Origin of the sequence: Granulicella sp. S190 (assembly GCF_009766095.1) — a bacterium.
Taxonomy (GTDB): Bacteria; Acidobacteriota; Terriglobia; order Terriglobales; family Acidobacteriaceae; genus Edaphobacter.
This window is the reverse complement of sequence record NZ_LMUD01000023.1, coordinates 451,986-478,450: the sequence shown is the minus strand read 5'-3', so window position 1 is coordinate 478,450 and position 26,465 is coordinate 451,986. Positions and strand designations below refer to the sequence as shown.

At 56.0% G+C, this 26,465-nt stretch carries 20 protein-coding genes, 1 tRNA gene and 1 riboswitch; of the genes, 15 read left to right on the top strand and 6 right to left on the bottom strand.

Going from position 1 to position 26,465, the window contains the following annotated elements; all coding sequences use genetic code 11:
• Positions 1 to 417: 417 nt before the first annotated feature.
• Positions 418 to 2,592, top strand: coding sequence for a winged helix-turn-helix domain-containing protein (locus GSQ94_RS15435; protein WP_158944729.1), 2,175 nt, complete (start codon positions 418 to 420; stop codon positions 2,590 to 2,592).
• Positions 2,593 to 3,151: 559 nt separating this feature from the next.
• Positions 3,152 to 4,504: a glycoside hydrolase family 6 protein gene (locus tag GSQ94_RS15430; protein ID WP_158944728.1), complete on the top strand. Its 1,353-nt coding sequence runs from the start codon at positions 3,152 to 3,154 to the stop codon at positions 4,502 to 4,504.
• A gap of 132 nt (positions 4,505 to 4,636) precedes the next feature.
• Here GSQ94_RS15430 and GSQ94_RS15425 read toward each other — a convergent pair whose 3' ends face one another.
• The 4 genes from GSQ94_RS15425 to GSQ94_RS15410 form a co-directional block, all read right to left on the bottom strand.
• On the bottom strand, positions 4,637 to 5,152 hold the full coding sequence (locus tag GSQ94_RS15425; protein WP_158944727.1) for a Dps family protein: 516 nt from the start codon (positions 5,150 to 5,152) through the stop codon (positions 4,637 to 4,639).
• A 62-nt stretch (positions 5,153 to 5,214) separates the two neighbouring features.
• On the bottom strand, positions 5,215 to 5,727 hold the full coding sequence (locus GSQ94_RS15420) for a MaoC family dehydratase (RefSeq protein WP_216843093.1): 513 nt from the start codon (positions 5,725 to 5,727) through the stop codon (positions 5,215 to 5,217).
• A gap of 66 nt (positions 5,728 to 5,793) precedes the next feature.
• Positions 5,794 to 6,492, bottom strand: coding sequence for an alpha/beta hydrolase (locus tag GSQ94_RS15415; protein WP_158944726.1), 699 nt, complete (start codon positions 6,490 to 6,492; stop codon positions 5,794 to 5,796).
• A gap of 60 nt (positions 6,493 to 6,552) precedes the next feature.
• Positions 6,553 to 7,338: an alpha/beta fold hydrolase gene (locus GSQ94_RS15410; protein ID WP_158944725.1), complete on the bottom strand. Its 786-nt coding sequence runs from the start codon at positions 7,336 to 7,338 to the stop codon at positions 6,553 to 6,555.
• A gap of 1,283 nt (positions 7,339 to 8,621) precedes the next feature.
• Between GSQ94_RS15410 and GSQ94_RS15405 the strand changes: the two genes are divergently transcribed.
• From GSQ94_RS15405 to GSQ94_RS15385, 5 genes are all read left to right on the top strand, one after another.
• Entirely contained in the window at positions 8,622 to 9,443 is an 822-nt protein-coding gene (locus GSQ94_RS15405) for an alpha/beta fold hydrolase (RefSeq protein WP_158944724.1), read from the top strand.
• Positions 9,444 to 9,529: 86 nt separating this feature from the next.
• Positions 9,530 to 10,159, top strand: a complete 630-nt coding sequence (locus tag GSQ94_RS15400) for a response regulator transcription factor (RefSeq protein ID WP_158944723.1) — start codon at positions 9,530 to 9,532, stop codon at positions 10,157 to 10,159.
• A gap of 176 nt (positions 10,160 to 10,335) precedes the next feature.
• Entirely contained in the window at positions 10,336 to 12,078 is a 1,743-nt protein-coding gene (locus GSQ94_RS15395; protein ID WP_158944722.1) for an FAD-dependent oxidoreductase, read from the top strand.
• Positions 12,079 to 13,107: 1,029 nt separating this feature from the next.
• Entirely contained in the window at positions 13,108 to 15,264 is a 2,157-nt protein-coding gene (locus GSQ94_RS15390) for a sensor histidine kinase (protein ID WP_158944721.1), read from the top strand.
• A gap of 282 nt (positions 15,265 to 15,546) precedes the next feature.
• On the top strand, positions 15,547 to 16,014 hold the full coding sequence (locus tag GSQ94_RS15385; protein WP_158944720.1) for a DUF2127 domain-containing protein: 468 nt from the start codon (positions 15,547 to 15,549) through the stop codon (positions 16,012 to 16,014).
• A gap of 230 nt (positions 16,015 to 16,244) precedes the next feature.
• On the opposite strand, the gene GSQ94_RS15380 is transcribed toward GSQ94_RS15385, so the two are convergent.
• Positions 16,245 to 16,336 (bottom strand) — tRNA-Ser (locus GSQ94_RS15380).
• A gap of 483 nt (positions 16,337 to 16,819) precedes the next feature.
• Here GSQ94_RS15380 and GSQ94_RS15375 point away from each other — a divergent pair.
• The gene (locus tag GSQ94_RS15375) at positions 16,820 to 18,133 is read left to right on the top strand and encodes an APC family permease (protein WP_158944719.1); all 1,314 of its coding nucleotides are present in this window, start codon (positions 16,820 to 16,822) and stop codon (positions 18,131 to 18,133) included.
• 165 nt (positions 18,134 to 18,298) lie between these two features.
• Here the strand turns inward: GSQ94_RS15375 and GSQ94_RS15370 are convergent, their stop codons facing one another.
• The gene (locus tag GSQ94_RS15370) at positions 18,299 to 18,856 is read right to left on the bottom strand and encodes an inorganic diphosphatase (RefSeq protein WP_158944718.1); all 558 of its coding nucleotides are present in this window, start codon (positions 18,854 to 18,856) and stop codon (positions 18,299 to 18,301) included.
• A gap of 139 nt (positions 18,857 to 18,995) precedes the next feature.
• Between GSQ94_RS15370 and purS the strand changes: the two genes are divergently transcribed.
• From purS to cobT, 7 genes are all read left to right on the top strand, one after another.
• Complete coding sequence (purS, locus tag GSQ94_RS15365) at positions 18,996 to 19,241, top strand: phosphoribosylformylglycinamidine synthase subunit PurS (RefSeq protein WP_158793319.1); 246 nt, start codon at positions 18,996 to 18,998, stop codon at positions 19,239 to 19,241.
• 168 nt (positions 19,242 to 19,409) lie between these two features.
• Complete coding sequence (gene hemE / locus GSQ94_RS15360; RefSeq protein WP_158944814.1) at positions 19,410 to 20,486, top strand: uroporphyrinogen decarboxylase; 1,077 nt, start codon at positions 19,410 to 19,412, stop codon at positions 20,484 to 20,486.
• Positions 20,483 to 21,505 carry a ferrochelatase gene (locus GSQ94_RS15355; protein ID WP_158944717.1) on the top strand — a complete coding sequence of 341 codons (1,023 nt, stop codon included), beginning with the start codon at positions 20,483 to 20,485 and terminating at the stop codon, positions 21,503 to 21,505. Before hemE ends, GSQ94_RS15355 begins: the two co-directional genes overlap by 4 nt.
• 75 nt (positions 21,506 to 21,580) lie before the next feature.
• Positions 21,581 to 22,969, top strand: a complete 1,389-nt coding sequence (gene hemG, locus GSQ94_RS15350; protein ID WP_371417531.1) for a protoporphyrinogen oxidase — start codon at positions 21,581 to 21,583, stop codon at positions 22,967 to 22,969.
• A 54-nt stretch (positions 22,970 to 23,023) separates the two neighbouring features.
• Positions 23,024 to 23,208, top strand: a riboswitch (cobalamin riboswitch).
• A gap of 127 nt (positions 23,209 to 23,335) precedes the next feature.
• Entirely contained in the window at positions 23,336 to 23,890 is a 555-nt protein-coding gene (cobU, locus tag GSQ94_RS15345) for a bifunctional adenosylcobinamide kinase/adenosylcobinamide-phosphate guanylyltransferase (protein WP_158944716.1), read from the top strand.
• Between the two features lie 11 nt (positions 23,891 to 23,901).
• Positions 23,902 to 25,278, top strand: a complete 1,377-nt coding sequence (locus GSQ94_RS15340; RefSeq protein WP_254063899.1) for a cobyrinate a,c-diamide synthase — start codon at positions 23,902 to 23,904, stop codon at positions 25,276 to 25,278.
• Positions 25,279 to 25,371: 93 nt separating this feature from the next.
• On the top strand, positions 25,372 to 26,457 hold the full coding sequence (gene cobT, locus GSQ94_RS15335) for a nicotinate-nucleotide--dimethylbenzimidazole phosphoribosyltransferase (RefSeq protein ID WP_254063898.1): 1,086 nt from the start codon (positions 25,372 to 25,374) through the stop codon (positions 26,455 to 26,457).
• Positions 26,458 to 26,465: the final 8 nt, after the last annotated feature.

The window sequence follows — 26,465 nt, the reverse complement described above, 5'->3', positions numbered from 1 at the left end:
ATCTTTGCGTAAATGCTTCCTGGACGTAGAAGACGGTGCGGTGAAATTGCCGAGGCTGAGAGGGCCTGCGCCACTGGCCATGCCTCTTCTCGTAACGCTCGCACTGGAGAAGAGACACTCTTGAATCTTTCTGCGTCTAGCCCAATCTCCTCTCCACTAACCCATCTCTGCAGCGTAAGGCGGCTCTGTAGAGCCCGAACATCTCCAGCCAACCTGGTCCTCGTCTCTTTCGATCCTCTCGGTCGGAGCGTCCAAGAAGTCCATGGGGCTGACACTGATCGTTTGATATGCTTCTCGCGAGGTATTCGCACTTTCGTCTTGGCGAAGGGTTGTTGGTGCCTCGGTTCTGCCACGAGATTTCACAGTTCCCCTTCAATCTGTAATTGATCCGTTCTCAAATTTCTGCTAAATCGAGTTATGCTGCTGGAAATCAATAACCTAATTCGATTTGAACGATATGTCGTCGACCGCTCCGGCTGGACGCTCAAGTGGGAGCAAGAGCTGATTGCCCTGAATCGTAAGAGTTTCGACCTGCTGATCTACCTGATCGATCATCGAGATCGGGTTTGCAGCAAGGACGAATTACTCGCTGCACTATGGCCCGATCAGTTCATTGAAGAGAGCAATCTTACCCAGCAGATCTTCCTGCTGCGCAAAGCTCTGTCACGGCACGAGTCGGGTGGAAAGATCATCGAGACCGTGCCCAGCCGTGGCTACCGGTTCACTGCGCCTGTGGAGATGGAGCAACGGCACGGTCCACAGGAAAGATTGCAACAACAGATTGTGGTCAATTCCAGCGAATCGGTAAAGGTAACCCACATCACTATTGAGGAAGAGGAGATCGAGATGGACGGCCATGCATGGGCCGTCGCAAGATGGTTCGGCTGGCAGCAGCGCTCGCTGGACCGCAGCGTTGGCCGGCCTGCTGTGCGCTGGCTTCTCGCCGGTGCGGCAGTGATGGTAGCTCTGGCCGTGTATTTTGCGATCCGATCGAACGATTCCGACAGTTGGCGTATATCGGCATATACGCAGATTACAACTGACGGACGCACCAAATCCATCGGCGGAACCGACGGGAACAGAATCTATTTCACCCAACTGCGAACGAGAGGTGTCGCGGAAGTTTCGGCTTCCGGCGGAGTGGAGGCGCCCCTCCTGCTTGGAATCGAGGAACCACGGAGCGGGGACGTTTCGCCGGATGGGTCGACCCTGCTGATCGTCTCTCAGCAAGGCGGCCAGGGACCCGCAAATTCACTATGGAGTTTTCGTCTGGTGGGGGGAGCTCTTCGCCACCTTGCAGATGCAGTGTTCTCCGCGGCGTGGTCTTCCGATGGTGAAAAGATCGTTTACGCCTCGGCAAACGGCGATATATTCGTGATGCGCCGCGACGGCTCGGAGGCACATCGAATCGCTTCACCCGGAGGATATGTGAAGTCCCTGGCATGGTCGCCAAACGGAAAGACAATGCGGTTTTCCAAGGATGGCTTGTTGTGGGAGATCGCATCCGACGGAAGCAATATGCGCCAGCTCCTCCCAGGATGGGGCAACTCGCCCACCCAGTGGGACGGAGAATGGGCACCGGATGGACGATTCTTCTTCGTTGCGGATAGCCAGATCTGGCTTCTTCCGCGCGAGCGTGGCTTCAGTTCGAACGTACGTGCAACCCCGGTTCAACTTACCTTTGGCCCCACCGTCTGGGACCGGCCTATTCCCAGTTCTGATGGAAAAAAGATCTTTGCATCGGGCCGCACCCGGCGTGGCGAGCTTGTTCGCCTTGACGCAAAATCCAGTCAGTTCGAGCCTTTTTTTGCCGGCATCTCGGTGGAGTTCGTCGTCTTTTCGAACGACAGCAAATCTGTCGCCTATGTCTCTTATCCTGAGGGCGTTCTCTGGCGTGCGAATCTGGACGGCAGTCATCCCATTCAGCTGACTGAACCTCCCTTGCGCCCGAAGTCGGTGCGCTGGTCCCCCGACGGATCTCAGATTGCCTTTGTAGACCGAACGACAGACGGCGTTGACGCCATCTCCGTCATTGCCTCCGATGGAACCGGAAAGCCGCATCGCATTTTGCCGGAGGATCTCAAGGCAGAGACGGATCCGAGTTGGTCCCCTGACGGACTGAAAATTGCTTTTTCCACGTCGCCCAATGTCGGCGCAAGTGCCAAGTCTGACCTGCGCCTCTTCGACCTCGCGGCCGGCAAGGCGACTGCCATTCCTGGTTCGGAAGGTCTCATGGTACCCCGCTGGTCGCCCGACGGCCGTTTCCTCTCGGCCATGACTCTCGACACTGTGAGCTTGAGACTCTTGAATCTATCGACCGCAACGTGGGCGAAGCTAGATACAGGAGCTGTGGCTTTTCCAGAGTGGTCCCACGATGGCCGATGGATCTACTACGTTCGATGGACGGCCGATCCGTCCGTCCTGCGCATTCGAGCCGCGGATGGAAGAAGAGAGAGCGTGGCCGATTTGAAAGGCGCACGGTACACCGGCAGTTATACGTTGTGGATGGGCCTTGACCCTGCCGACGCCCCCATGATGCTTCGCGACGAAGGAACCGATGATATCTACGCCTTGACGTTAGAGCGGAGATGACGACGCTCTGATTATCGAACCGATGGGCGATCCTTTTTGACTTAGTAAAATTCTCTCGTCGACCGTCTCATTCCTGAGTGAGTTTTGCGTTATTTTTTTGGGCGATGGGTTTGCGTGGCTGGCGTGGTGTTTAGCAGTCACTTTTTCGAGCGAAAAAAATGTGACGGGGTTTTGGTATTTATTTTCTGGTGTTCCAGTTTTGGGAGTGAGCGCTCGAGCTGCTTAAGACGGAACGGCTCAGGGTGGTTAGAGGTGTTGCCAGCTTGTGACTATTTTCAGGCTAGTCACCGAGATGTTGATTTCACGTGATGTATGGGCCACCCGCCGGCACCATCAGTTTATATGCCACCTTCGCGAAAAAAGCGCGAAGGATGAGGCATCCAAGATTTGTTGTTTAAGGACTAAAGGGTGGAGCCCGGCAATGTGCCTCTTCGACCGAATTGACAATCAAAGTCCGGCTCAATAAGTTGGTACACCGAACCGCGCATTGGACTATGCATGCTCTACGGCAAGTGTCCGATTGTATGTGTGTTCGTGAAGACGACTCAGGAGGCTCCCCATGCAACATCGCTTTATCCGTAGCATCCTCGTAAGAGCGTTCGCAGCAGCCGCTCTGCTCTCGATTACCTCTCTAGCAACCAAGGCAGATGCGCAAACCCCAGCAGACAAAACCCTTCCCGCCAACGCCCGTTTCTTCGTACCACAACCTGCCAGTGGTTCCATCCAACAGGCTGTCGGCCTGCTGGAGAAGTTCCAGCTCAAAAACGCTCTCCTAATCGCCGAGATGGAGGCCACCCCGCAGGCGGTCTGGCTCACCGGCAATACTCCTGCTCAAACTGCCTCAACCGTTTCGAGTACGCTGCGCGAGGCAAATTTCCAGCGCGCCATCCCAGTCTTCGTTCTTTACAACATTCCGGGACGTGACTGCGGCAGCTACTCCGCTGGCGGGGCCGAAAACACAGCTGATTACGACGCCTGGATAGACGCCATTGCCGGCGCCATCGGTAACCAAAAGGTAGTGATCATGCTGGAGCCTGACGCGATCGCCGACCTTCCCAGCGACTGCGGATACGATCCCACGGTGGTCGATATCCCGCAGGCCGTCACCAACCGCTACGCCCAGATCAACTACGCGATCACCCGGCTTGAGCAGCAGGCCCAGACGAGCGTCTACATCGATGGCGGCAACGCTCATTGGCAGGCCGTTCCTGTAATTACTCAGCGCCTAATCACGGCCGGCGTTCAACAGGCTCAGGGTTTCTTCTCGAACGTCTCGAACTACAACCTCTCTACCTACGAGTCGAAGTTCGATACCTGGGTTTCATCGTGCATCGCCTTCGGCATGAATCCTGCGGATGGTGGTTGGCGGCTTGGCAACTACTCCTACTGCGCCAGCCAGTATTACTCTCCGCTCGGCACGGTGAACCCCGACGACATTACGACCTGGGTTTACACCGACGAGTGGTTTCAGCAAAACCTGGGCAGCGCGGTTCCGAGCACACACTTCGCAATCGATACGAGCCGCAATGGACAGGGCCCCTTCAATGCAGCCAGCTACGCCAACCCGCCTTACAACCAACCCTCAACCGTGATAACGACATTGAACAATGGAGGCTGGTGCAATCCGCCAGCACGCGGTCTGGGCGCCGTTCCAACGGCTAAGACGGGCATCCCGCTGCTGGACGCTTACCTATGGGTTAAGACTCCGGGGCAGTCCGACGGCACCTGCGACTCTGCGGGTGGTGCACGCGCCTGGGATTTCGGCGTCTATGACCCCGCAGCATGGCCCACCACAGCGGCTCAACAGGCTACCTTCGATCCGCTGTGGGGACTCTACGATCCAGCAGCAGGCGCATGGTTCCCGCAGCAGGCGCTGGACCTTGCCCAACGCGCCAATCCTCCACTCCGCTAGGCCATATCCCTCGTTCACCCGAAAGCCGCTACGTACGTTCAAGTAGCGGCTTTCGTGTGTTGATTGCATTACCACACAACTAAGTATGACCGCGATCATCACTAAGTGGGTGCGAGTTAGAGATCCCCGATGTCAAGAGCGTGTGGCCTCGAAGAGAAACCAACTGCGACGCTGGGACTGATCGATCCAGTTCTCCAGTAGGCTAGCTGTTGCGACGTCACCCGCATCGTCGCAGAGTGTATGTACCGCACGCATGCTCAGGGTGAACGCTTTGTCATCTTCATGCAGTTCGCTCAACATGTCTGCGGGGGTCACGTACTCGGCGTCGTTATCGCGAATACGTTGTAGCCTCGCGATATGGCCGATGGACCTAATCGTCGTTCCTCCGATCTTGCGGACTCGCTCGGCAATATCATCTGTCATGGCGAAGAGCTGGTCACCGTGATCGTCAAGAAGGAGGTGGTAGTCACGGAAGTGCGGTCCGCTCATATGCCAATGAAAGTTCTTTGTCTTTATGTAGAGAGCGAAAGCGTCCGATAGCAGCGCATTTAGAGCGCCGGTAATATCCTGAACTGCTGCTGCGTCGATATCGGACCTGGTGGTTAGGGATGCTTTCTGGCGTTCGCGTAATTCTTTTTTATTCGACATCTTGATCTCCTTTGGCTGATGGTAAGGGTTGAATATCATCCGTGTCGATCGCAGAGAGCAACTTAGTTCTCGCCGGCCTTCAACAGATATTTGTGTTCTCCGGACAGCACAAGCTCCTTATGTTGATTGAAGACGGTTACCTTTGTTGTGACAAGGCCGTTCGAATCCTGCATGGACAGCTCGATGATCTCCAGCGCAGGATAGAGAGTGTCGCCGGAGTGCACTTCCTTCAGGAATTTGCAGGAGAGTTCGGTAAAAGCAATGAAGACTTCGCCGATGTAATGAGGAAATAACGTTGCTCCCGGCGCAGTGAATGCGAGTACCTGAAGCCCGTGCACAACGGGAGCCGAGTGGCCATGTCTTGCCGCCCAAACGGCATCATAGTGTACCGGGTGATTGTCCGCAGATACAGTTTGAAAGGCAGCGGAGTGTGCAGCGGTCAACGTACGACTCGGTGCGCGGAAGATGTCTCCAACCCGCAGATCCTCAAAGCGTTTCGCAGGGACCATAAGGAAGGATGCCGGATCGAAGGAGGTCATCGTCCTGGGTTCACCTTGCAGCTTTTCACTAATCATTGTTCCTCCTTTCAAGGTCTTTTGCGGTTAAAGTGCGTACCAACTTTGAGACGACTTCCCTAGAGATCATTTTGCTAATGCAGTTTTGGCGGCTTCGTCGATTACTCTTGCGACTACCTCCGGCACTTCCAGGATCGACATGTGGCACGTCGACAGAGTGGTGACTCTCGCGCCCATCTTCTCTGCTGCCAACTGCTGCATTTCGGGCGGTAGCATCTGATCTCTGGTCGAGATCAACGCCCACGTGGGTTTATCCTTCCATGCAGCCACAGTGAGCTTCTCGTCGAACATCGGGCCGAAGCTCTGCCCCTGCACAGCGAACGCAAGCTTTCTGTCTGCCATCGGCAGGCCTTCTGCGATACGCTCCAGCATGCCTTGCGAAGTCACAGTAGCGAATTTGTCGCTATCAAGGCGAATCTGCTTCTGCCCTTCCGTCCAGCCGAAGGGGCTGCTCGCATCGTTCGCGGACTGCCCCACTTCCGGCGCGTACGCTGTTACATATACAAGACCCGCAACTTTGGGATCGTCACCAGCTTGAGTAATCACAGCGCCTCCCCATGAGTGACCGACCAGGATTACAGGACCGTCCTGAAGGGCGATGATTCTCTTTGTGAAGGAGACTTCGTCCGACAATGAAGTCATCGGATTCTGAACCGCGACTGCGTTGTATCCCATCTGCTGCAGGATTGGAATCACTTTAGACCAACTGGAGCCGTCAGCAAATGCTCCGTGAACGAGAACTACATTTTTGACAACTGAAGACATGATGCCCTCCTTGGTGGATGCTGCGTGTCTATGGATTCGAAGCGGTTGATCGCCGTGGTGTTATCTGGCCGATGACTTCTTCGCCGCGTCATCGATCACTCCGGCAACTTTTTCTGGCTCTTGCAGCATCGCGAGATGGCACGTCTGCAGTGTCACGGCTGTAGCTCCCAGCTTCTTTGCGGCCGATTCTTCCATAGCAGGTGGAAGCATACGATCATCCGCTGAGATAACCACCCATGATGGTTTTGTCTTCCATGCAGCAACTGTCAGTTTTTCGCCGAACATGGGACCATAACTTTGCCCCTGTACCGACAGGATGAGCTTGCGTTCGGCCATCGGCAAACCTTGCGCAAAATCGTTGAGGATTCCTTCAGAGGTCATGGAAGCGAACTTTTCGGTGTCGACCCGGATCTGCTTCTGCCCCTCAGTGATTCCGAACGGCGTGCTCGCGTCATTTGCAGACTGTCCCACCTCTGGCGCGTAGGCGGCAACATAAACGAGCCCGGCTACCTTCGGATCATCTCCAGCCTGTGTGATCACCGCACCACCCCAGGAGTGTCCTACCAGGATGATAGGGCCGTCCTGCAGGGCGATGATGCGCTTCGTCGCAGCTACATCGTCAGACAGCGATGTCAACGGATTCTGAACCGCTACAACGTGATATCCCTTTTGCTCGAGGATCGGGATGATTTTAGACCAACTTGTTCCATCGGCGAATGCGCCATGCACAAGCACGATGTTCCTCACCGAGGTGGCTGGTTTCTGCGCAAATGCTGGAATGACCGAAAGCAGTAACGCCATGCCGACGCAGGCGCGAAGTAGGTGATGCAAACGGTCGCGGTACATAGAATCTCCTTGAATGTTGACCGCCCATACCGGACGGTTGATTGAAGACATGCGAACGGTGGCGGACCACCGCTCGGTCCATCTGCAGCACCTAGCTATCTGCTGCTGAAAAGGATTATGGAGACTGCCTTCTGTAACGTCGATACCCTTTCGGGTATAAGGAGTGTGCCCAGATCGGGCGCTGAACTTGCTCTGTTTAATCTCTAATCACGGGTTTGCTCTATAGCACTTCGCACCTCGCGATAGATATCGTCGGCACGAGCAAGTGCGATTCTAAGAGATTTCAGGAGAGGGTCGTTCTCGGGAAGTGTTTCGATCACTACGCCCAAATGAAGCATCAGTCCATATATGGATTGCAGAAGCTTGTCATTGAACCCCTGCGCCAAACGGAGTGCCTCTTCAGAATGCTTACCAGCTTCCCGTCTAAGCCTATGAGCTATGTATCGTAACCGCAGTAAGTAGGCCAGGTGTTGCAGGCTCAACAACACAAAAAAGATAAATGCTACGTGCCGGGGATTCATATGAACTGCTGGATCGTTCCATGAATTTCCTCCAGTCCAGAACCTCGCCCAGGAAAAAATGTCTTGATGAATTACGTGGAGGATCATACGAATTTGCCCACATCGTGAAGCCATTTCACTTCGATTACCAGAATCGCGACACTCGCGAGATACGAAAGTATCAGCATTTTTTCTACAATAATCGCCGGATCTTCCTCGGTGAATACTCTAAAGGGTGGCTTCAACGTGCCACTTGATGGTGTTTTAGAGAGCTCGACAACCTTCGCGTAGTTGTATGTTGAGTTTTTCCATAGAGGGCAAGGAACAAGTCTCTTGCTCTTGCGTCTCAGAGCGGTAATGTAGTGTCCCGAATGATCCAATGCGATCAAGGCGCCGAGAGGTTGTTCGCTCACAATAAAACGCGATTGGCCCTCCGCCTATTAATGCCTGATGTAAAGGACAGTACCCCGCTGCTTGATGCACGACCCTATCTCGTACATGAGAGCCAACCCTAAAGGGTCGCGCTCCTTTGAACTTCCTGTTGTCTTATTGCAATAGCAGAAACTGATAAGCCGGAGGGTTGCTATGACGTTCGATACATCGTCCAGTTCATGTACGGAAGAAATCAATACGAGTACCCGCCGATCCTCACTCACGAGGTTTAGCCGCCGGCACTTCGTTGTTGCGGCTGCATCATCTGTTGCAGCGCTCTCGCTGCCGCATTCCGCAACGGCGGCAACTCTCAACCAACTTTCCACAAACCAACAATATAAGGAGAATCCGATGAATATGATCACGGTCAAAGATGGTACACAGATTTATTTCAAAGACTGGGGAACCGGTCAGCCTCTCTTCTTCCATCACGGTTGGCCGCTTTCAGCAGACGACTGGGACACACAGATGATGTTTTTTCTAGAGCGAGGATACAGGGTGATCGCACATGATCGGCGTGGTCATGGGCGTTCGACACAGACGGTGACAGGAAACGAAATGGATACCTACGCGGCCGATGTTGCCGAGTTGGTCACGAAACTTGACCTGAGAGAGGCTATTCACATCGGTCACTCCACAGGTGGTGGTGAAGTAGCACGTTACGTTGCCCGATACGGGAAGGGTCGAGTCGCGAAAGCCGTGCTGATAAGCTCCGTGCCACCGGTTATGGTCAAGTCAGAGAAGAATCCTGGAGGTACGCCGGTCGAGGTGTTTGATAAGATCCGTGAAGGCACCGCGAATCAGCGTGCGCAGTTCTACCAGGACATTACTCTTCCCTTCTATGGCTACAACAGACCAGGTGCGGTTATATCCCAGGGAGTAAGAGACAACTGGTGGCGCCAGGGTATGATGGGCGGAATCAAGGCTCAATACGACTGCATTAAAGCGTTCTCGGAGACCGACTTCACTGAAGACCTGAAGAAGATCGAAGTCCCCACGTTGGTCATGCACGGTGAGGACGACCAGATTGTTCCTTTTCCCGACTCCGGGCCGCTGTCAGCAAAGCTTTTGAAGCATGGCACACTGAAGGCTTATCCTGGGTTTCCTCACGGAATGCCGACGACGCATGCAGAGCAGATCAATGCCGACCTCCTCGAGTTCATCAAGACGTAGCTAGAATGCTGTGGAGAAAGACTATCCAGGACTTCTCCACAGCGCCGTTTCCCTCACGTATCTGCTGAAGATCGGGGCATAAAATAATGACAACCTCTAATAAAATTCGAGTACTCTGCGCGGACGACCACCCGCTGGTTCGGGATGGCATAGCTTTTGCACTTCAACAGCAAAGTGATATGGAACTTGTCGCAGAGGCTAAAAACGGTTTGGAAGCAGTTGCCGCATTCCGGCAGCACCGGCCAGACGTTACGCTGATGGATCTGCAGATGCCGCAGATGAATGGGATAGATGCAACGGAAGCTATCCGCAAGGAGTTCCCTAACGCACGCATTGTGATTCTTACAACGTATTCTGGCGATATCCAAGCTTCACGCGCCCTGCAGGTAGGAGCTGTCGGTTACATTCTCAAGGGAACGTTTCGCACTGATCTCATTAATACGATCCGCACTGTTCATTCAGGGCAGCGCCGAATTCCGCCGGAGATTGCCTCCGAGATCGCTGAGCACTTCACGGCGGACGCGCTCTCGGCACGTGAGATAGAGGTACTTCGGTGCGTCGCGGCTGGCTGCGCCAACAAAATCATCGCCGATCGGTTATCGATTTCTGAGGATACGGTGAAAGGCCACATGAAAAATATTCTGGCTAAGTTGCAGGCGAATGATCGCACACATGCTGTCACGATCGCTATGAAACGCGGCTTTCTTGACGCCTAATCAATAATGCATAGATGTGATCGTGGCAACGGTCGCAGGTTGCGCCTGATCTTAGAGAACCGTGACTTACCCTAAAGGAGGGTAGGTGGACGACCGTAATTGAGCTTCCCCTTCCTGGGTGTTCTGCCACAATCCATCCATCAGTTCTTTTTCTTTCGCCGCAAGAAGGAGTGAAGATGGCACTGTCACTTAGCACAACTTCAGAACAATCGGGCACGTTCTCTACGACCGACGTAAATGGAAGTACGATTCGTAAAGCGGGTGCTGAGCCAATGCTGACCTCCCATATGATCAAAAGACTTTTTGTTTATGGCAAGGAAGAGGAGTTCCATTCAGGCGCGGTTCTCTTCGCGCGTGGCTCCCAAAGTGCCGACTTCTTTGTGGTGATCGATGGCGCAATCGAATTACTGGAACACAAACGCAACGGGTCGTTTTATCCGCTCGCTACCCTCACCAAGGGTCAGTTTTCAGGAGAGCTCGACCTGCTAAGCGGCAGGGAGACGCTCTTAAGTTGCCGTGCCGCTAGACGTAGTCGGATCCTGCGTATCGGAGCTGACGGCCTACGTCAACTGATGCGGACCGAACTCGACATCACGGACCTCATCATAGAGGCATGGGTTGGAAGACGTGCCTTTCTACTTCAGCATTCGCAAGGTGGCGTCATCGTAGTCGGCCATGGTCATAGTGCCGCAACCATGCGTACTCAGCAGTTCCTTGTCCGAAACGGATATCCCAATAAACTGATCGACGCTGAGATGAATCCTCATGCTGAATTGTTGCTGCAGGGGCTAAATCTTGATTCGACTGAACTGCCTGTGGTATTTCTTCCCGATTGCCGGATGTTGCGCAACCCAAGTAATACGGACCTCGCGGACGAACTTGGCATGAACAATGTGCTTCACATGCAGGACACATTTGATGTAGCCATTGTCGGCGCGGGACCCTCAGGACTAGCTGCAGCAGTCTATGCCGCGTCGGAAGGACTGAGAACGATCGTTCTCGAAGGTACGGCTCCCGGCGGTCAGGCAGGGACGAGTTCCCGGATTGAGAATTACCTCGGATTTCCAAGTGGAGTGTCCGGTCAGGAGCTCGCTTCGAGAGCAGAGATACAGGCTCAGAAGTTTGGGGCTCGCTTCTCTGTCTCACGGAACGTAGTCGATTTGAATTGTTTGGGCAGTGTGCACAAGCTTTATCTGGCCGGTGGCCATATCGTCTCTTCTCGAACTGTGATCGTCGCTACCGGAGCCCGCTACCGAAGGCTGCAAGTAGCTGGATACGAGCGTTTTGAGCTGAGAGGGATACACTACGCCGCAACGCCAATTGAATCTGCTCGATGCAAAGGTCAGGTAGTTGCTGTGGTTGGAGGCGGCAATTCTGCCGGGCAGGCTGCGCTCCATCTTTCGCATAGCGCCCAGCACGTGCACTTGATCGTGCGAGGCACAGTGTTGGAGGCAACCATGTCGGACTATCTCGTCCAACGAATTAATTGCTGCCCGCGCATAACCCTCCATCTGAATGCCGAAATCGAGTCTATCTCTGGTGATCACAAGCTTAGCGGCTTCGCAATCACTGATAGTCTCCGTAGCGAAAAGACGTTTTACGAGGTAAGCGATATTTTTGTGATGATTGGCGCCGATCCAAACACCGATTGGCTTCGAGGACGGTTGGATCTGGATCGCAATGGCTTTCTAAGGACTGGCCATACTGCATCCAATGACGGGTCGCCTCTAGGAACAAGTTGCCCAGGAATATTTGCAGTTGGCGATGTGCGCTCCGGCTCTGTGAAACGTGTCGCCTCTGCCGTCGGAGAAGGTTCAGCAGTTATATCGGACGTCCACCGCTATCTAGAAGACCTCAAGATAAATTTAGAAACTGCTTCTCTGGCTGCCGGAGACTGTAGAGTTAGACTTGCATCTTGAGGTCACAAATCAGTAAGAGAAAGATCGCGTGCGGCGGTGGGCTCGACGTCTCAGAGCGCACAAATAATTGTGTGGGTCATATCAGTCATGACTAAGGGAAGAGCGAAGGGTTAGGAGAGCGCATTGATCATCTTCCTGAAGGTTTTCTGTTCGCCTTGGTCCTGCAGATTCGCCTACATGCTGATCCTCCTTGTGGGAGTGCATGGGCTAAATGCGCAGGATGCGCTCAAGCTGATTCAACTCAATCATATGTCGTGGACGGCTCGGGATGGCGCTCCTTCGGAGATTGCCGGTCTCGGACAGACCGCGGACGGAATCCTCTGGATCGGTAGCGGCAGTGGCCTCTACCGCTTCGACGGCACTACTTTCTCTCTCTTTCAACCTGCTCAGGGAGAAGCTCCATTGCCGCGAATCTCAATCAGAGCGCTTTGCGTGGCTCGTGACGGGACGGTATGGGTAGGATTCAGACCCGCCGGTGTAGCTGCAATCAGGAATGGCCATATCAAACTCTACGGAGTCCAAGAAGGCCTTCCACCAGATACAACCTACCAGCTGCTTCAAGCTCATGATGGAACGATGTGGGCCATAGCCGGTCTACACCTTTGGCAACTACGCGGAGAGCGATGGCAACGAGAGTCACCGAACGAACCGTTCTCATCCGAGCGCGTTTATAAGATGTTCTTCGATAAAGCGGGAACACAATGGGTGGGAACTAACAAATGGATTTACCGACGAGAGCCAGACCAGGATAAGTTTGAAGCGACAAACGAGGCTGGCGGGGAGTTGATACAGTTCGCGGAGTCGCCAGATGGCAGCCTTTGGGTTGGTGGCGAAGAAGGAGCGGGGGCACCTATCCCAACCGTAAGACGCCTCGACGTGGAGGGTCATCGGTCCCAGTACCCGATCCGACTGCATGTGCTATCGGATACTCTTCTTTTCGATCCGGAGGGCCAGCTTTGGATAGCATCGGTGTATGGTCTCTTGAAGGTTAGCCCGCGTGAGATTACAAAGACTCCGATTCCCATCGCAGTGGATCAGGACAAGCAGTTCAAGTGGTTCGGGCGCGATCAGGGGCTTAGTACAGATAGCGCCACCGCAATGTTTAAAGATGCCTCAGGAGATATCTGGGTAGGAACAATGCGCGGCCTGGATCGATTCGAGCAGCCCAAGCTAATTCATCCCGAAAACATTCCAGTATCGGACCGGCGCATGATGGTCACGAGTTGTTCAGATGGCGAGGTATGGATCGCGGTGCCTCTTGCTCCACTGGTTTCGATCCGCGACGGACAGACAACCACCCGCATAGATAAGACATATGAGATCAATTCCATCTACTGCGGCCCGAGTAACGTCATCTGGTTCACCGATGATCATGGCATCGGACGGTTTGATCGTAAAACGACTACTCATATCCCACTTCCGGAAGGGATGCGGCCCTCCTCTGCTAAACAAGTCATCGAAGCAAGTGATGGGTCGATTTTTGTTACCTTTCGCAATGCCGTAGAACTATGGCGATGGCAGGGTGGAAGATGGTCCCAAGTCACCGTTCCGAGCGTTCAGAAGGAAGGAAGGAACGTCATCTACCGTGACCGGTCTGGAAGACTCTGGGCTGGCTATGGTAATGGCGCGATCGCCGTGCTCGAAGATAATTCTGGGCACAACTTCCAATGTCCGACACTCGGCGACATCACAGCTTTTGCGGAAATCAGTCATGGATTTCTTGCCGGCGGCATGAATGGCATAGCAGTGCAGCACGGAAATAACTTTGAACAGTTACATCTGGAAGACGAGCTTCATGTGCGCGGAATCTCTGGCTTGGTTGAAGCGGACAACGGCGATTTATGGCTGAACGTCGCTTACGGCGTGGTGAGAATACCGCAATCCGAATTCCTCAAAGCGCTCGACTCTCCCACCTACCGAATGAAGTCGCAACTTATCACCGAAGGTACTGTCATTGGACCAGCACCTCTCAGCTACGCTCTGCCATCGGCCGTTCGCGGTGCCCGGGGAACGATCTGGTTTGCGAACTCAAGCACCGCGTTCTATGTAGATCCAAAGCGACTGGCTCAGAATTTAATTGCGCCTGTCTTGACCATTTCGTCGGTTGCTGCCGACGGGGCCGCCCTTCCTGATTACCGCCAGATCCGGCCAGGGGTGAACACATTAGTTATCAAATATGCTGGGATTAATCTACCTGCCCCAGAGCGAGTGACCTATCGCTATCGGCTCGAAGGAAGTGATAGTACCTGGCAAGAAGTTGGATCCAGAACTGAGGCTGTTTACACAAAGCTACGTCCTGGCCACTACACCTTTGAGGTGCTCGCCTCCAATGGGGAAGGAGTTTGGAGTCACCCCTCCAGTACTCGCTTTCAAGTTTTGCCAGCTTTTTATCAGACGGCGTGGTTCGTCCTGGCGTGTTTCGCTCTTGCAGTCGCCGCCGTTTGGCTCATCCTCATGTTGCGAATCCGGCGTGTAACCGAAACGGCGAGAATCAGGGCTGAGGAACGCGCCGACGAACGGGTACTAATTGCACGCGATCTGCACGATACCCTTCTACAGGGAGTACAGGGACTTATGCTTCGCTTTGATGTTGCGTCGCAGGAGGTTCCGGAGGGGGGACGTGCCCGCAGCATGCTGGAGGATGCTCTCAAATCGGCAGACACGATTTTATTAGAAGGAAGGAACAGGGTCAGAAGCCTCCGATCCGATAGACTCAAGGATCTAACGCTTGCTGAAGCTCTCGACGGCGTTGGTAGACACTTCACGCTTTATAGCAACGCCGGATTTGATGTTCTAACCGAGGGACCCGTAGGTGTCGTCGATCCGATCATTCTCGAAGAAGTCTTCTGCATTGGACGCGAGGCCATCACGAATGCCTTTCAGCATGCCGATCCTTCCCATGTCGAGGTAAAAATCACCTACGGGAAAAAAGTGTTCGCTGTCTCCTGCGCAGACGACGGCAAAGGGATAGATCCGATACTTCTCAGTTCTGGTGGAAGGCCGGGCCACTGGGGACTAGTGGGAATGAAAGAGCGTGCGGATAGGATCGGCGCTAAATTTGAGTGTGTAAGCTCAACTGCCAATGGAACTCGGATTACGGTTACTATTCCGGCCAATCGGGCGTATGGAGTTAGGTCTCCGATAATCCGCGTACTCTTTAAATGTCTACCTCTGTTGCGACCCTGAAGTACAAAAGGGCTGTTGTAGTGACGTAATATTCGCAACATGGACTACGAACTCTTTTGGCCTTACCGCTTTGAGCCTCAGGTCAAAGCGATGCATACATTCCAGGATTTATACCCGAAAGAAGTAGCGGTTTTCTATCTTCTTTGGCGGTGCGAGGCTGCATCGGTTCAGAGCTATTAGTGCTAAGTAATGGGCTTGTATTCACCGATTCGGCTACCATCGAGAAGCAGCCCGATCAACCCGCTTCGTAAGGGCATCGATCCTCAAAGCAATCGCATCCTCATGAATAAAAGAGATAAAGGTTTGTTACGCCTGATCGCCATCTTCAAGCTGCTGAAGGCCATCACCCTGGTTGCGGTAGGTCTTGGCGCCCTGCACTTACTTCACGACAACAACGCTGCTGACGCGATGACCCACTTGGCTGCAAGATTTGGCATCAATCCTGGAGGCCGATACGTCGATCATGCTCTCGCCAAGATAGCGAAGCTTCCATCAAAGGATTTCAGAGACCTCGGCATAGGCAGCTTCGTCTACGCCGCTCTTTTTCTAACCGAGGGGCTGGGACTGTGGCTCATGAAGCCCTGGGGGGAGTGGTTCACCTCTATCATTACGGCCTCTCTCATTCCGCTGGAGATCTTTGAGATCTATCGTCATCCCACGATCGCCAAGGGCATCGTTCTCCTCCTCAATCTTGCCATCGTTGTCTATCTTGTCGTAAGAATCCACAAGGAACACAACGAGGCTGACTGAATGCTTATTAGATCCGCGTCGTGATGGAGTCCAAGCAGGAGGCTTCGCTGCACCTCCGTTCAAAGCGCTTCGCTTCGAGAACCACTTGGAGGCCGTACCGTACGCGGCGATGTACCCAAAATCAACACCGGCTTCCACTGTACCCGTGGAAGCCGAAAGAACAAAACCCCTGATTTATCAGGGGTTAGCGATTCGATTGAGATGTCTATGGAAGTCCTGAGAACAGCTTGTGGCGGAGAATGGGGGATTCGAACCCCCGATAGAGCTTTCGCCCTATAACGGTTTAGCAAACCGCCGCCTTCAGCCACTCGGCCAACTCTCCGTCTGTGTTGCGGTGAGCATGATGGTGTCTCATGCCCGGCTTTGGCAATTATAGCTTGAGGCTAGGGGAGGAAGACAAGGTGGTGGGTGGTTCTGCTGGGTTGACTGGGAAAACAACAGCGGATTTCTGCGGGATGATAACTATAGAGACGATGCAACCGCAGATCCCCTTCGGGAATGACAACCAAGAGAACAAGCAAAGCAGATCCCTGCGGGATGACAACCAATAGAACAAGCAGCGACGGATCCTTGTGGAGAGACGGCCTAGAGGAAACCGCAGATCCCTTCGAAAGGATTACTTGAAGAACACAGGCTAAGGCCGGTATGTTTCCTCATTCCGTTTCGCGCAAAGCCTGGATGGCGGTATAAAACGAGCAAGGATGAAATACAGATCCTTCGCTACGTTCAGGATGACGACATAAAAAATTTATTGCCGCTGAGAGGTTTGGGGCCGGGACGGGCTGGGGTGAGAAGAGCCGGGAAGATGCGGCTGCTGCCGCTGATTGCGGCGACTTACTTTATGGTGTCGGGTGGGCCGTATGGGCTGGAAGACATCATTGGGATGGCGGGGTACGGGCGGGCGCTGCTGCTATTGCTGGTGATTCCTGTGGTGTGGAGTCTGCCGACGAGCCTGATGGTGGGAGAGCTGGCGTCGGCGCTTCCGGAGGAAGGTGGGTATTACTGCTGGGTGAGGCGGGCGCTCGGACGGTTCTGGGGGTTTCAGGAGGCGTGGCTGAGCCTAGCAGCGAGCGTGTTCGATATGGCGATCTACCCGACGATCTTTGTCCTCTATCTGGGCAGGATTGAGCCGGCTTGGACGGCGGGGTATCGGGGCACGCTGTGGGCGCTGGCCGTGGTAGTGGTGTGCATGGTGTGGAATCTGCGAGGGGCGCGGGCGGTGGGGGAGGGTTCGGTGGGGTTGTTTTGCCTGCTGCTGTCACCGTTTGTGGTGCTGACGGCGGTGGGGTTGTGGAAGGCGCTGGCTGGTGGGCACCATGCGCTGGCGGGGCCACATTGGCTGGGGGGTCCGTCTGCGGGGATGGATTTTGCCGGGGCGGTGTCGGTGACGCTATGGAACTACATGGGCTGGGATAACGCTTCGACGGTGGCGCAGGAGGTAGAAGAACCGCAGAGGAACTATCCGAAGGCGATGCTGTACGCGACGGGGCTAGTGGCGCTGACGTATGTACTACCGCTGGCGGCAGTGGGGCTGGTGGGGATTCCGGCGGAGAGGTTTTCCACCGGGGCGTGGACGGATGCGGCGAGGGAGCTGGTGGGGCCGTGGCTGGCACTGTGCGTGGTGCTGGGCGGGACGATCAACGGAGCGGGGATGTTCAACGCGCTGGTGATGAGCTATACGCGGGTGCCGTATGCGCTTGCGGAGGAGGGGTTGCTGCCTGGGGCGTTTACCAGGAAGAATGCGTGGGGCGTGCCCTGGGTGAGCGTGGTGGTGTGTTCTGTGGGGTGGGCGCTGGCGTTGCGGCTGTCGTTCGAGCGTCTGATCTCGATTGACCTGGTGCTGTATGGGGCGGCGTTGATGCTGGAGTTTGTGACTCTGGTGGTGCTACGGGTGAAGGAGCCGGAGCTGGCGAGACCGTTCAAAGTGCCGGGCGGGGTATGGGGCTCGGTGGGGATGGGCGTAGGGCCGGGAGTGCTGATTGCGTTTGCGCTGTGGGCAGCACGAGGCGAGCGAGTGGCTGGTCTGCCGGCGCTGGGTTTTGCGGGGATTGTGGCGGCGGCGGGGCCGGTGGTCTATTTGGCGGCGCGGATGGTGCGGCGGGGCCGCTTAGTGAGTTGAGGATGGTTGCTGAAAGGCTTGTCCTGCCGGACGGGCCCACTGCGCTAGGCCACCCCGCAAACGAAGACCTGTTCGCGGGGACCCCGGTTCGAGCGGTCACTTCGTGACTTTTTACCGTCTCGGCAGAATGAGCCCTTAGGCTCCCGTTGGTCGGATGTGGACCCGCTATTTCTTTGGTACAGGCTTTGGGATGGGGTTGGTCTTGTTATCGATGAAACGCTGCTGAGCTTCGAGGACCTTGTTGCGAGCGAAGGACGCGTCGCGCCAGCCTCTGACCTCCACGCGCTTGCCTTCGAGGTCCTTGTAGATAGCGAAGAAGTGCGTGATCTCTTTGAGCATGTGGGGGTAGATCTCGGAGAAGTTCCAGACGTCTTTGTAGCGGGGGTTGTCCTGGCCGACGCAGAGAACCTTCTCGTCGCCGAGGCCCTGGTCGAGCATCTCGAGAACGCCGATGGGGCGGACCTGCATGACACAGCCGGAGAAGCTGGGTGTGTCGACGAGGACGAGACAGTCGAGCGGATCGCCGTCATCACCAAGGGTGCTGGGGATGAAGCCGTAGTCGCCCGGGTAGTGGACGGGGGAGTAGAGGTTGCGGTCGAGACGGAAGACGTGGAGCTCTTTGTCGTACTCGTACTTGTTGACACCCTCGTACGGAATCTCGATGACTGCGTTGATGACCTCGGGGCTGTTGGGCCCTACGGGGAGTTCCAGATAGTTCGTCATAAAGGCTGGTTGTCTCTTCTCTTGTCCAATAGAAATTTAGGCGTGACTGGCATGATGCTTCAAATGGCCGAGCTTGCCTGGTGGAGGGCTGTGACCTCAAGGGAGGGCGAAAGCTACACCATGTCTATAATCAGACAAGATGAAGGCTCATGTCTATGTCACGCTGAAACGAACGGTGCTGGATGCCCAGGGGCAGACAGTTGCAGATGCACTGCGGCGGATGGAATATCGCGGCGTTGCCGATGTGCGGCAGGGAAAGTATTTCCTGCTGACCCTGGAGGATGGATTGGAACAGAACACCGCGCAGGCCGAGGTAGAACGGATTGCGCGAGAGGTGCTGACAAACCCTGTGATTGAAGAGTTTACGTTCCGGCTGGAGGCCTGAGCGGCAACTTTTCGGTGGTTAGCCGGCGCTAATTTTGGTGTGAATTTTGGATGCGTCACCAACAATCCTGTGCCCGCACGCATGCGCGGCGTCGACTTCGGGTGCTAGGCTTAAAAGCTATAGAGGACAAGCCTTTTGAGTGATGCAATTGTAGAAAACACAGCGGTAATGGCCGTTGAGTCAACATCGGGCGGAAGCCGCTTTGTACGTGCCTGCCTGCGTCGGCCAGTAGACAGAACGCCGGTTTGGTTTTTGCGGCAGGCGGGACGTTACATGCCGGAGTATATGGCTGTGCGCAAGCATCATTCCCTGCTGGAGATCTGCCGGACACCGGAGATTGCCGCCGAGGTAACGATTACTGCGGCCGAGCGGCTCGGGGTAGACGCTGCGATCATCTTCGCCGATCTGCTGCTGCCGTTCACCCCCATGGGGCTGGACTTCGAGTTTGTCGCCGGTGAGGGACCTGTGGTGCATACGCCGGTGCGCTCGCTGGAGCATGTGCAGGCGCTCAGGACCGACCGCGTGGAGGAGTTGCAGTATGTTGCTCGCGCGATTGAAAAGGTTGCGGCGCACTTTGCTGCTCCGCGGGTAGATGGCGACACCCTCGGGATCATCGGATTTTGCGGCGCCCCGTGGACGCTCGCAGGCTACATGATCGAGGGAGGCAAGCAGGGTGGCGGGGACCGCAACTACATCCAGACCAAGAAGATGATGTACTCGAACGGCCCTGCGTGGTCGCTGCTGATGGAAAAGATTGTGACCGTTCTGGTTGCTTATGCACAGCAGCAGGTGGAGGCCGGTGCGGATGTTATCCAGGTCTTCGACAGCTGGGTAGGCAAACTGAGCGTTCGGGACTATCGGCAGTACTGCTTCGGCTGGACGAAGGAGCTGGTGCAGCGCATCAAGTCGCTGGGCGTTCCGGTGATCTACTTCGGAGTGGAGACTGCTTCCCTGCTGCCGGCGATGAGCGAGACAGGCGCGGATGTGATCGGGCTGGACTGGCGGACACCGTTGGAGGTGGGGTGGAAGTCTGTAGGCACAGGCTGCGCGGTGCAGGGGAACCTGGATCCTATCGCGTTATTCGCCAACGAAGACGTGCTGAAGGAGCAGGTGCGCGAGATCCTCGATGCGGCGGAGGGAAGGCCGGGACATATCTTCAATCTCGGCCATGGCATCGTTCCTGGGACGCCGGTTGAAAACGTGATCCAGGTGGTGAAGTGGGTCGCGGAGTTGAGCGCGCGATGAGTGCGGAGACGAGCAAAAGCGCCGTTCTGCTGCTCGCGCACGGAACGCCTGACATGCTCGGCGAGATGGCGGAGTACTTAGGCAAGGTGACTGGCGGCCGGGCGATGCCGCAGGAGGTCGTCGACGAGTTGCAGCATCGTTACGCACAGATTGGACTGAAGAACACCCCCGGCGAGGAAGCTCCTCCATTGACGAAGTGGACGATGATCCAGGGTTATCTGCTGGAGCAGGCGCTGGGTACGGGCAAGGTGTATGTGGGGATGCGGAACTGGCATCCTTATATAGCCGATGTCGTGGCGCAGATGCGAGCGGACGGGGTGACGCACATCAAGGCAGTGTGCCTGGCTCCGCAAAATTCCAGAACCAGCGTGGGGCTCTATCGCAAGGCGGTGCTGGAAGCAGCAACCGGCATTGAGGTGGAGTTTGTCGCTGGATGGGCCGAGAGTCCGCTGCTGGCTGACGCGTTTGCAGAGAAGCTCTGGCCGGTATGGGCCGAGGCTTGTGCAGAGGCCGGACAGCGCGTGCCGGTTCTGTTCACTGCCCACAGCGTGCCATGCCGGACGATCATGACGGGCGAGGCTTCGGTTGCAGGAGCAAGGCCGGGAACACCGGTGCAGGACACCCCGGACCCTTATCCGGTGGAGGCCAAACGCACGGCACAGATGGTGGGAGAACGAATGGCCGCAGTCGGCTTTCATGAGAAGGACTGGTACTTCGCATTTCAGAGCCAGGGCATCAGTGGCGGCCCTTGGATAGGACCGACGGTAGAGGATACGCTGAAGGCGATCAAGGCCGAAGGACACATAGGCGTGGTGATGCAGCCGGTTGGATTCCTCTGCGACCACGTGGAGATTTTGTACGACATCGACATCGCCTTTCGCCACACGGCGACAGAGCTGGGCCTGAAGCTGTGGCGGGCCGAGAGTCTGAACGACTCTGCAGTGCTCGTAGAGGCGCTGGTTGATGTCATCACGGGAGAATATAAAGCTACCGTCGATGAGGTTATGATTCCCGCGTAGGTATAGGCTGTCTTGAGGGCAGCGAGCGGGGGCTCTGGCCTCCGCTTTTTCTTTGCGAATGGTTCTTCCGGAGAGATGATGAAGCGCGTTGCGATTGTTGGTGGTGGGGTAGCGGGGCTGGCGGCTGCGTACGAGTTGGCGCGGCTGGCCCGCGAAGGTGCAGCGCTGCAGGTGGTGTTGTTTGAAGCTTCGACGCGGCTGGGTGGAATCATCGAGACGGTGCATGAGGGTGGGTTTGTGATGGAGTGCGGGCCCGATGCCTGGGTGACGGAGAAGCCGTGGGCGCGCGAGTTGGCGGAAGAGCTTGGCCTGGGCGATGAGGTGATGCCTTCCAATGACGCTACGCGCAAGACTTATGTGCTGGTCGATAAAAAGCTGCAGGCGATGCCGGACGGCATGAGAATGATGGTGCCGGGCGACCTTGATGCGCTGGATGCTTCGGAGCTGTTCAGTGCAGAGGCGAAGCAAGCCTACCACCACGAGATAGATAGGGCGGAGGAGCTGCGGACGACTGCTCCTGACGGAGACGAGAGTGTTGCGGAGTTTACGCGGCGACACTTTGGGGAAGAAGTTCTGACGAAGATCGCGGCGCCACTGTTGAGCGGCGTCTTCGGAGGCGATGTGGCGAAGTTGAGCGTTCGCGCCGTGATGGCTCCCTTTGTGGCGATGGAGCGGGAGCATGGCAGCCTGATCAGCGCATTGCGGGCACGCAGTTCAGATTCGAAGAAGCACGCTGTGTTCACCACGTTGCGAAGCGGCATGGGAACACTGGTAGATCGAATGATCGCGGCGATCCCGGAGGAGTGGATTCGGCTGGCTGCGGAGGTAAGATTCATCTCGTACGGCGAAGAGGGCTGGTTAGTGGGAACCGCACGGGGGGTGGAGCGCTTTGACGCCGTGATGATGGCTGCGCCGGTAGATGTAGCTCGATCGCTCCTGCAGCCGTTGGATGCCGAGATGGCTCAAGAGATGGAGATGGATGCTAGCTCCTCTGTGGTGGTGGGCTTCGGATTTCCTGACGCCTTGAAGTTTGCCGTGCCGCCGGGGTTCGGCTTCCTGGTTCCTCCGGGTCCTGATAGCTTGCTGCTCGCGGGGACTTTCGTGGATCAGAAGTTTGCCGACCGGGTACCCCAGGGCGGACGGCTGGTGCGCGCTTTCTTCGGCGGCAAGGCAGCCGAACGGATGATGCGTTGCGGCAATGACGAGACAGCCGCAGTAGCAAGGATGGAGCTGGCCAGAATTTTGGGGCCATTGCCGGCGCCGCAGGTGACCGTGGTGAGGCGCTGGCCGCGCAGCCTGCCGCAGTATGCCGTGGGTCATCTGGATCGGATAAAGAGGCTCGACGACCGAGTGCGCGAATTCTCCGGTCTGTACCTGCTTGGTAATGGATATCGCGGGGTGGGGGTTCCCGACCTGGTGCGGGATGCGCGAGCCGCGGCACGGCAGATCGCGCCCCAGAGCTAACTGTCATCGCGGCGTCGCAGAGCTGTAAAGATTTGACCCGGCGCAATGGGCGGGATAGTCTTTTCTACATCTGGTGTTGGGAAGACGGTGCGAATCCGTCGCTACCCCGTAACTGTAAACGCTGAGAGCTTCGACGATTGTTAGTAAGCCACTGGGATGCTCTGGATGAGCCCTGGGAAGGTGAGTCGAGACTCGATGAGGCGTAAGTCAGGAGACCTGCCAGAGGCCGACCAGGCTTGATTCAGCTTCGCTGGGAGAGCTGGAGAGCATTCTCGCTGACTGGAACTACAGTCGGCACGAGCGCTGCCTAAATTCATTTCCCGCTCTGCTCGATGGCTTCGAAAGACGCCGGGCAAGGAGCTAACGATGCAGGAGATGCGCCAGAGTTCCGTGACACTCGTTCTTGGCGGCGTTCGCAGCGGCAAGAGCCGTTACGCGCAACAGCTTGCCGAGCGGGAGAGCCGCGTGATCTTTCTGGCTACGGCAAAGGTATCGGACGAAGAGATGCGGATCAAGATCGACAAGCATCGCGGAGAACGCCCTGCCGATTGGATCACGATAGAAGAGCCGCTGGAGCTCGTAAAGGTGATTGCGCAGCAGGGTCATGAATGCGACGTGATGGTTGTCGATTGCCTGACGATTTTTGCGGCGAATCTTCTCGAGGCCGAAGGCGAGGATCGCAACGCCATTGAAGGACGAGTCGATGCCCTGTACTCAGCGTTGCAAGCGGCCAGTTGCTCTGTGGTACTGGTCTCGAACGAGGTGGGCAGCGGAGTGGTTCCAGCGTATCCGCTGGGACGTCGATACCGCGATCTGTTGGGGGAGATTAACCAGAGCGTCGCAAGAGTCGCAGATGATGTGGTGCTGATGGTGGCTGGGCTTCCTCTGGCATTGAAGGGGCATCTTGAGGTGACGCTGTGAGAGGCCTGCTGGTGTCTGGTACTGCAAGCGGCGTTGGCAAGACAACCATTGCGCTGGCGATCATGGCAGGACTGCGACGCCGTGGACTGGCAGTTCAGCCATTCAAGTCCGGGCCGGATTTTCTGGATACTGGACACCACACCCGTGTGTGCGGCCGCAAAGCACGCAATCTCGATACGTGGATGTTGAGCGAAGAGGCGAACCGAGAGGTTCTGCGGGATGCCGCGCGTGGTGCGGATGTCGTCGTGGCAGAGGGCATGATGGGCCTCTTCGACGGCAAGTGCGGAAACACCGAAGCGGGTAGTACGGCGGAGATTGCAAAGCTGTTGAAGCTTCCGGCCGTGCTCGTCGTAGACGCTGCGAAGACAGCACGAAGCATAGCGGCTGTAGTTCTCGGCTTTGAACTCTTCGACCCTCAGTTGCAGCTTGCGGGTGTGATTCTGAATCGCGTTGCGACCGAACGACACTATGAGATGTTGCGCGCCGCGATTGAGACCTCTTGCAAGACAAAAATTTTAGGCTGGATGCCGCGTGATCCGTCGATTGCGATTCCTGAACGGCATCTCGGACTGCAGGGTGCGGCAGAGGCTGGCGAAGACGACGAGGCTGCAATCGACACGCTGGCTGCGCTTGCGGAGAAGTATCTCGACCTCGACCGGATGCTGGATTTGCAGTGCGGGCTGGAGATGACGAGGACTCGAGATGCTGGCTTCGACCAAACACAACCAGTAGAGCGCGTACGAATCGGCGTTCCGTCCGATCACGCCTTCTCGTTCTACTATGAGGACAATCTGGACCTGCTGCGTCAAGAAGGTGCTGAGATTGTTCCCTTCAGCCCGCTACACGATAAGCGTTTACCTGATGGCCTCGATGCACTGTATTTAGGTGGCGGATATCCGGAGCTGCATGCCGAACGGTTGAGCAGCAATCGCCAGATGCTGGAGGACGTTCGTGCTTTTACTCTTTCCGGCAGGCCGGTGTATGCGGAGTGCGGCGGGATGATCTATCTCTCTGAGAGCCTCAGCACAGTCGATGGAGTGAGCTACCCTATGGCCGGAGTTCTTCCGCTCTCCATGAAGATGACTGGAAGGCTTGTGCAGTTTGGCTACGTCACGGTTGAGTTCACCGAGGACTGCCTCTTGGGCCAAAAGGGAACGGCGGTTCGCGGGCACAGCTTTCACTACTCCTGCATCGTTACTCGAGGTGAGGTGGCGACGAACTATCGTGTTCAATACTCGATGTCTGGGAAGGAAGAACGCGAGGGCTTCGGCCAGGGCTCTGTATTGGCCAGCTACGTTCACCTGCATCTTCGGGCCAACCCTGCAATTGCAAGGACCTTTCTCACTGCAGTTCGACGGGCGCGAACTCTACAGACGGTGACGACATGATGCAACCTGAACTCGAGATCGAGGCTGCGATTCGTCATCTCTTTATCGTCCTTCATCACACGAACACATGCAGGTCTGAAGGTGGAGGGGCAAGTGGAAGCGTCAAGCAAGTTGAAAGCGTTTAAAGACGGGTTGTCCATCAGTCCGCCAAGCGAACGATGGCTCGCCAAAGCGCGCGCCCATCTGGATGTCTTGACCAAGCCGCTGGGTAGCCTCGGCAGACTCGAAGATTTGGCCGCCCAGATGGTCTCCATTCGTCAGGAGGCCTTTGCCGAGCCGCTGCAAAAGACGGTCTATGTCTTTGCCGCAGATCATGGCATCACCGCAGAGGGCGTCAGCGCCTATCCCAGTGAGGTGACCCGGCAGATGGTGCTAAATTTTCTCGCTCATGGCGCCGCCATCAACGTGCTTGCGAAACTTCATGGTGTCGAGATGAGCGTCGTTGACGTCGGTGTCGACGCGGACTTCGATGGCATCGAAGGTTTGCTGCATCGCAAGGTACGCAGGGGCTCGCGCAATATGCTGCGCGAGCCGGCGATGAGTGAACAAGAGCTGATCGAGGCGCTCGATACAGGATGGAAGCTTGCTGGCGATGCAAAGGCAAAGGGACACACTTTGACGGCTGTCGGCGAGATGGGCATCGGCAACACCACGGCGGCCAGTGCGATCACCGCTCTCCTCACCGGAAAACCCATAGATCGTATTACCGGAAAAGGAACCGGCCTGAGCTCTGAAGCACTTCAGCACAAATGCCGAGTCATCGAGTCCGTTTTACGCAGGCACTTCGGCAACGCAGCCAGCGCTCCCTGCGATGCATTCGACGTGTTGCGCTGCGTCGGCGGTTTGGAGATCGCTGCCATGACCGGCTTCATTCTTGGCGCTGCACGGAACGGGATAGCTGTGGTCGTCGATGGTTTTATCTCGACTGCGGCGGCGGCGATTGCGTTTGCGATATCGCCTCAGGTACGTGGCTATCTTTTCGCGGGACACCAATCTGAAGAGCCAGGGCATCAAGCTCTACTCGAGTACATTGAATTGAGCCCTATTCTCACGCTGAACATGCGACTCGGGGAAGGGACAGGCGCTGTTCTATCGATGCCGATTATCGAGTCCGCCCTGTGCCTCTATAACCAGATGGCGACTTTCAAATCTGCGGGCGTGAGCGAGGCAAAAGATTGACGGCGGCA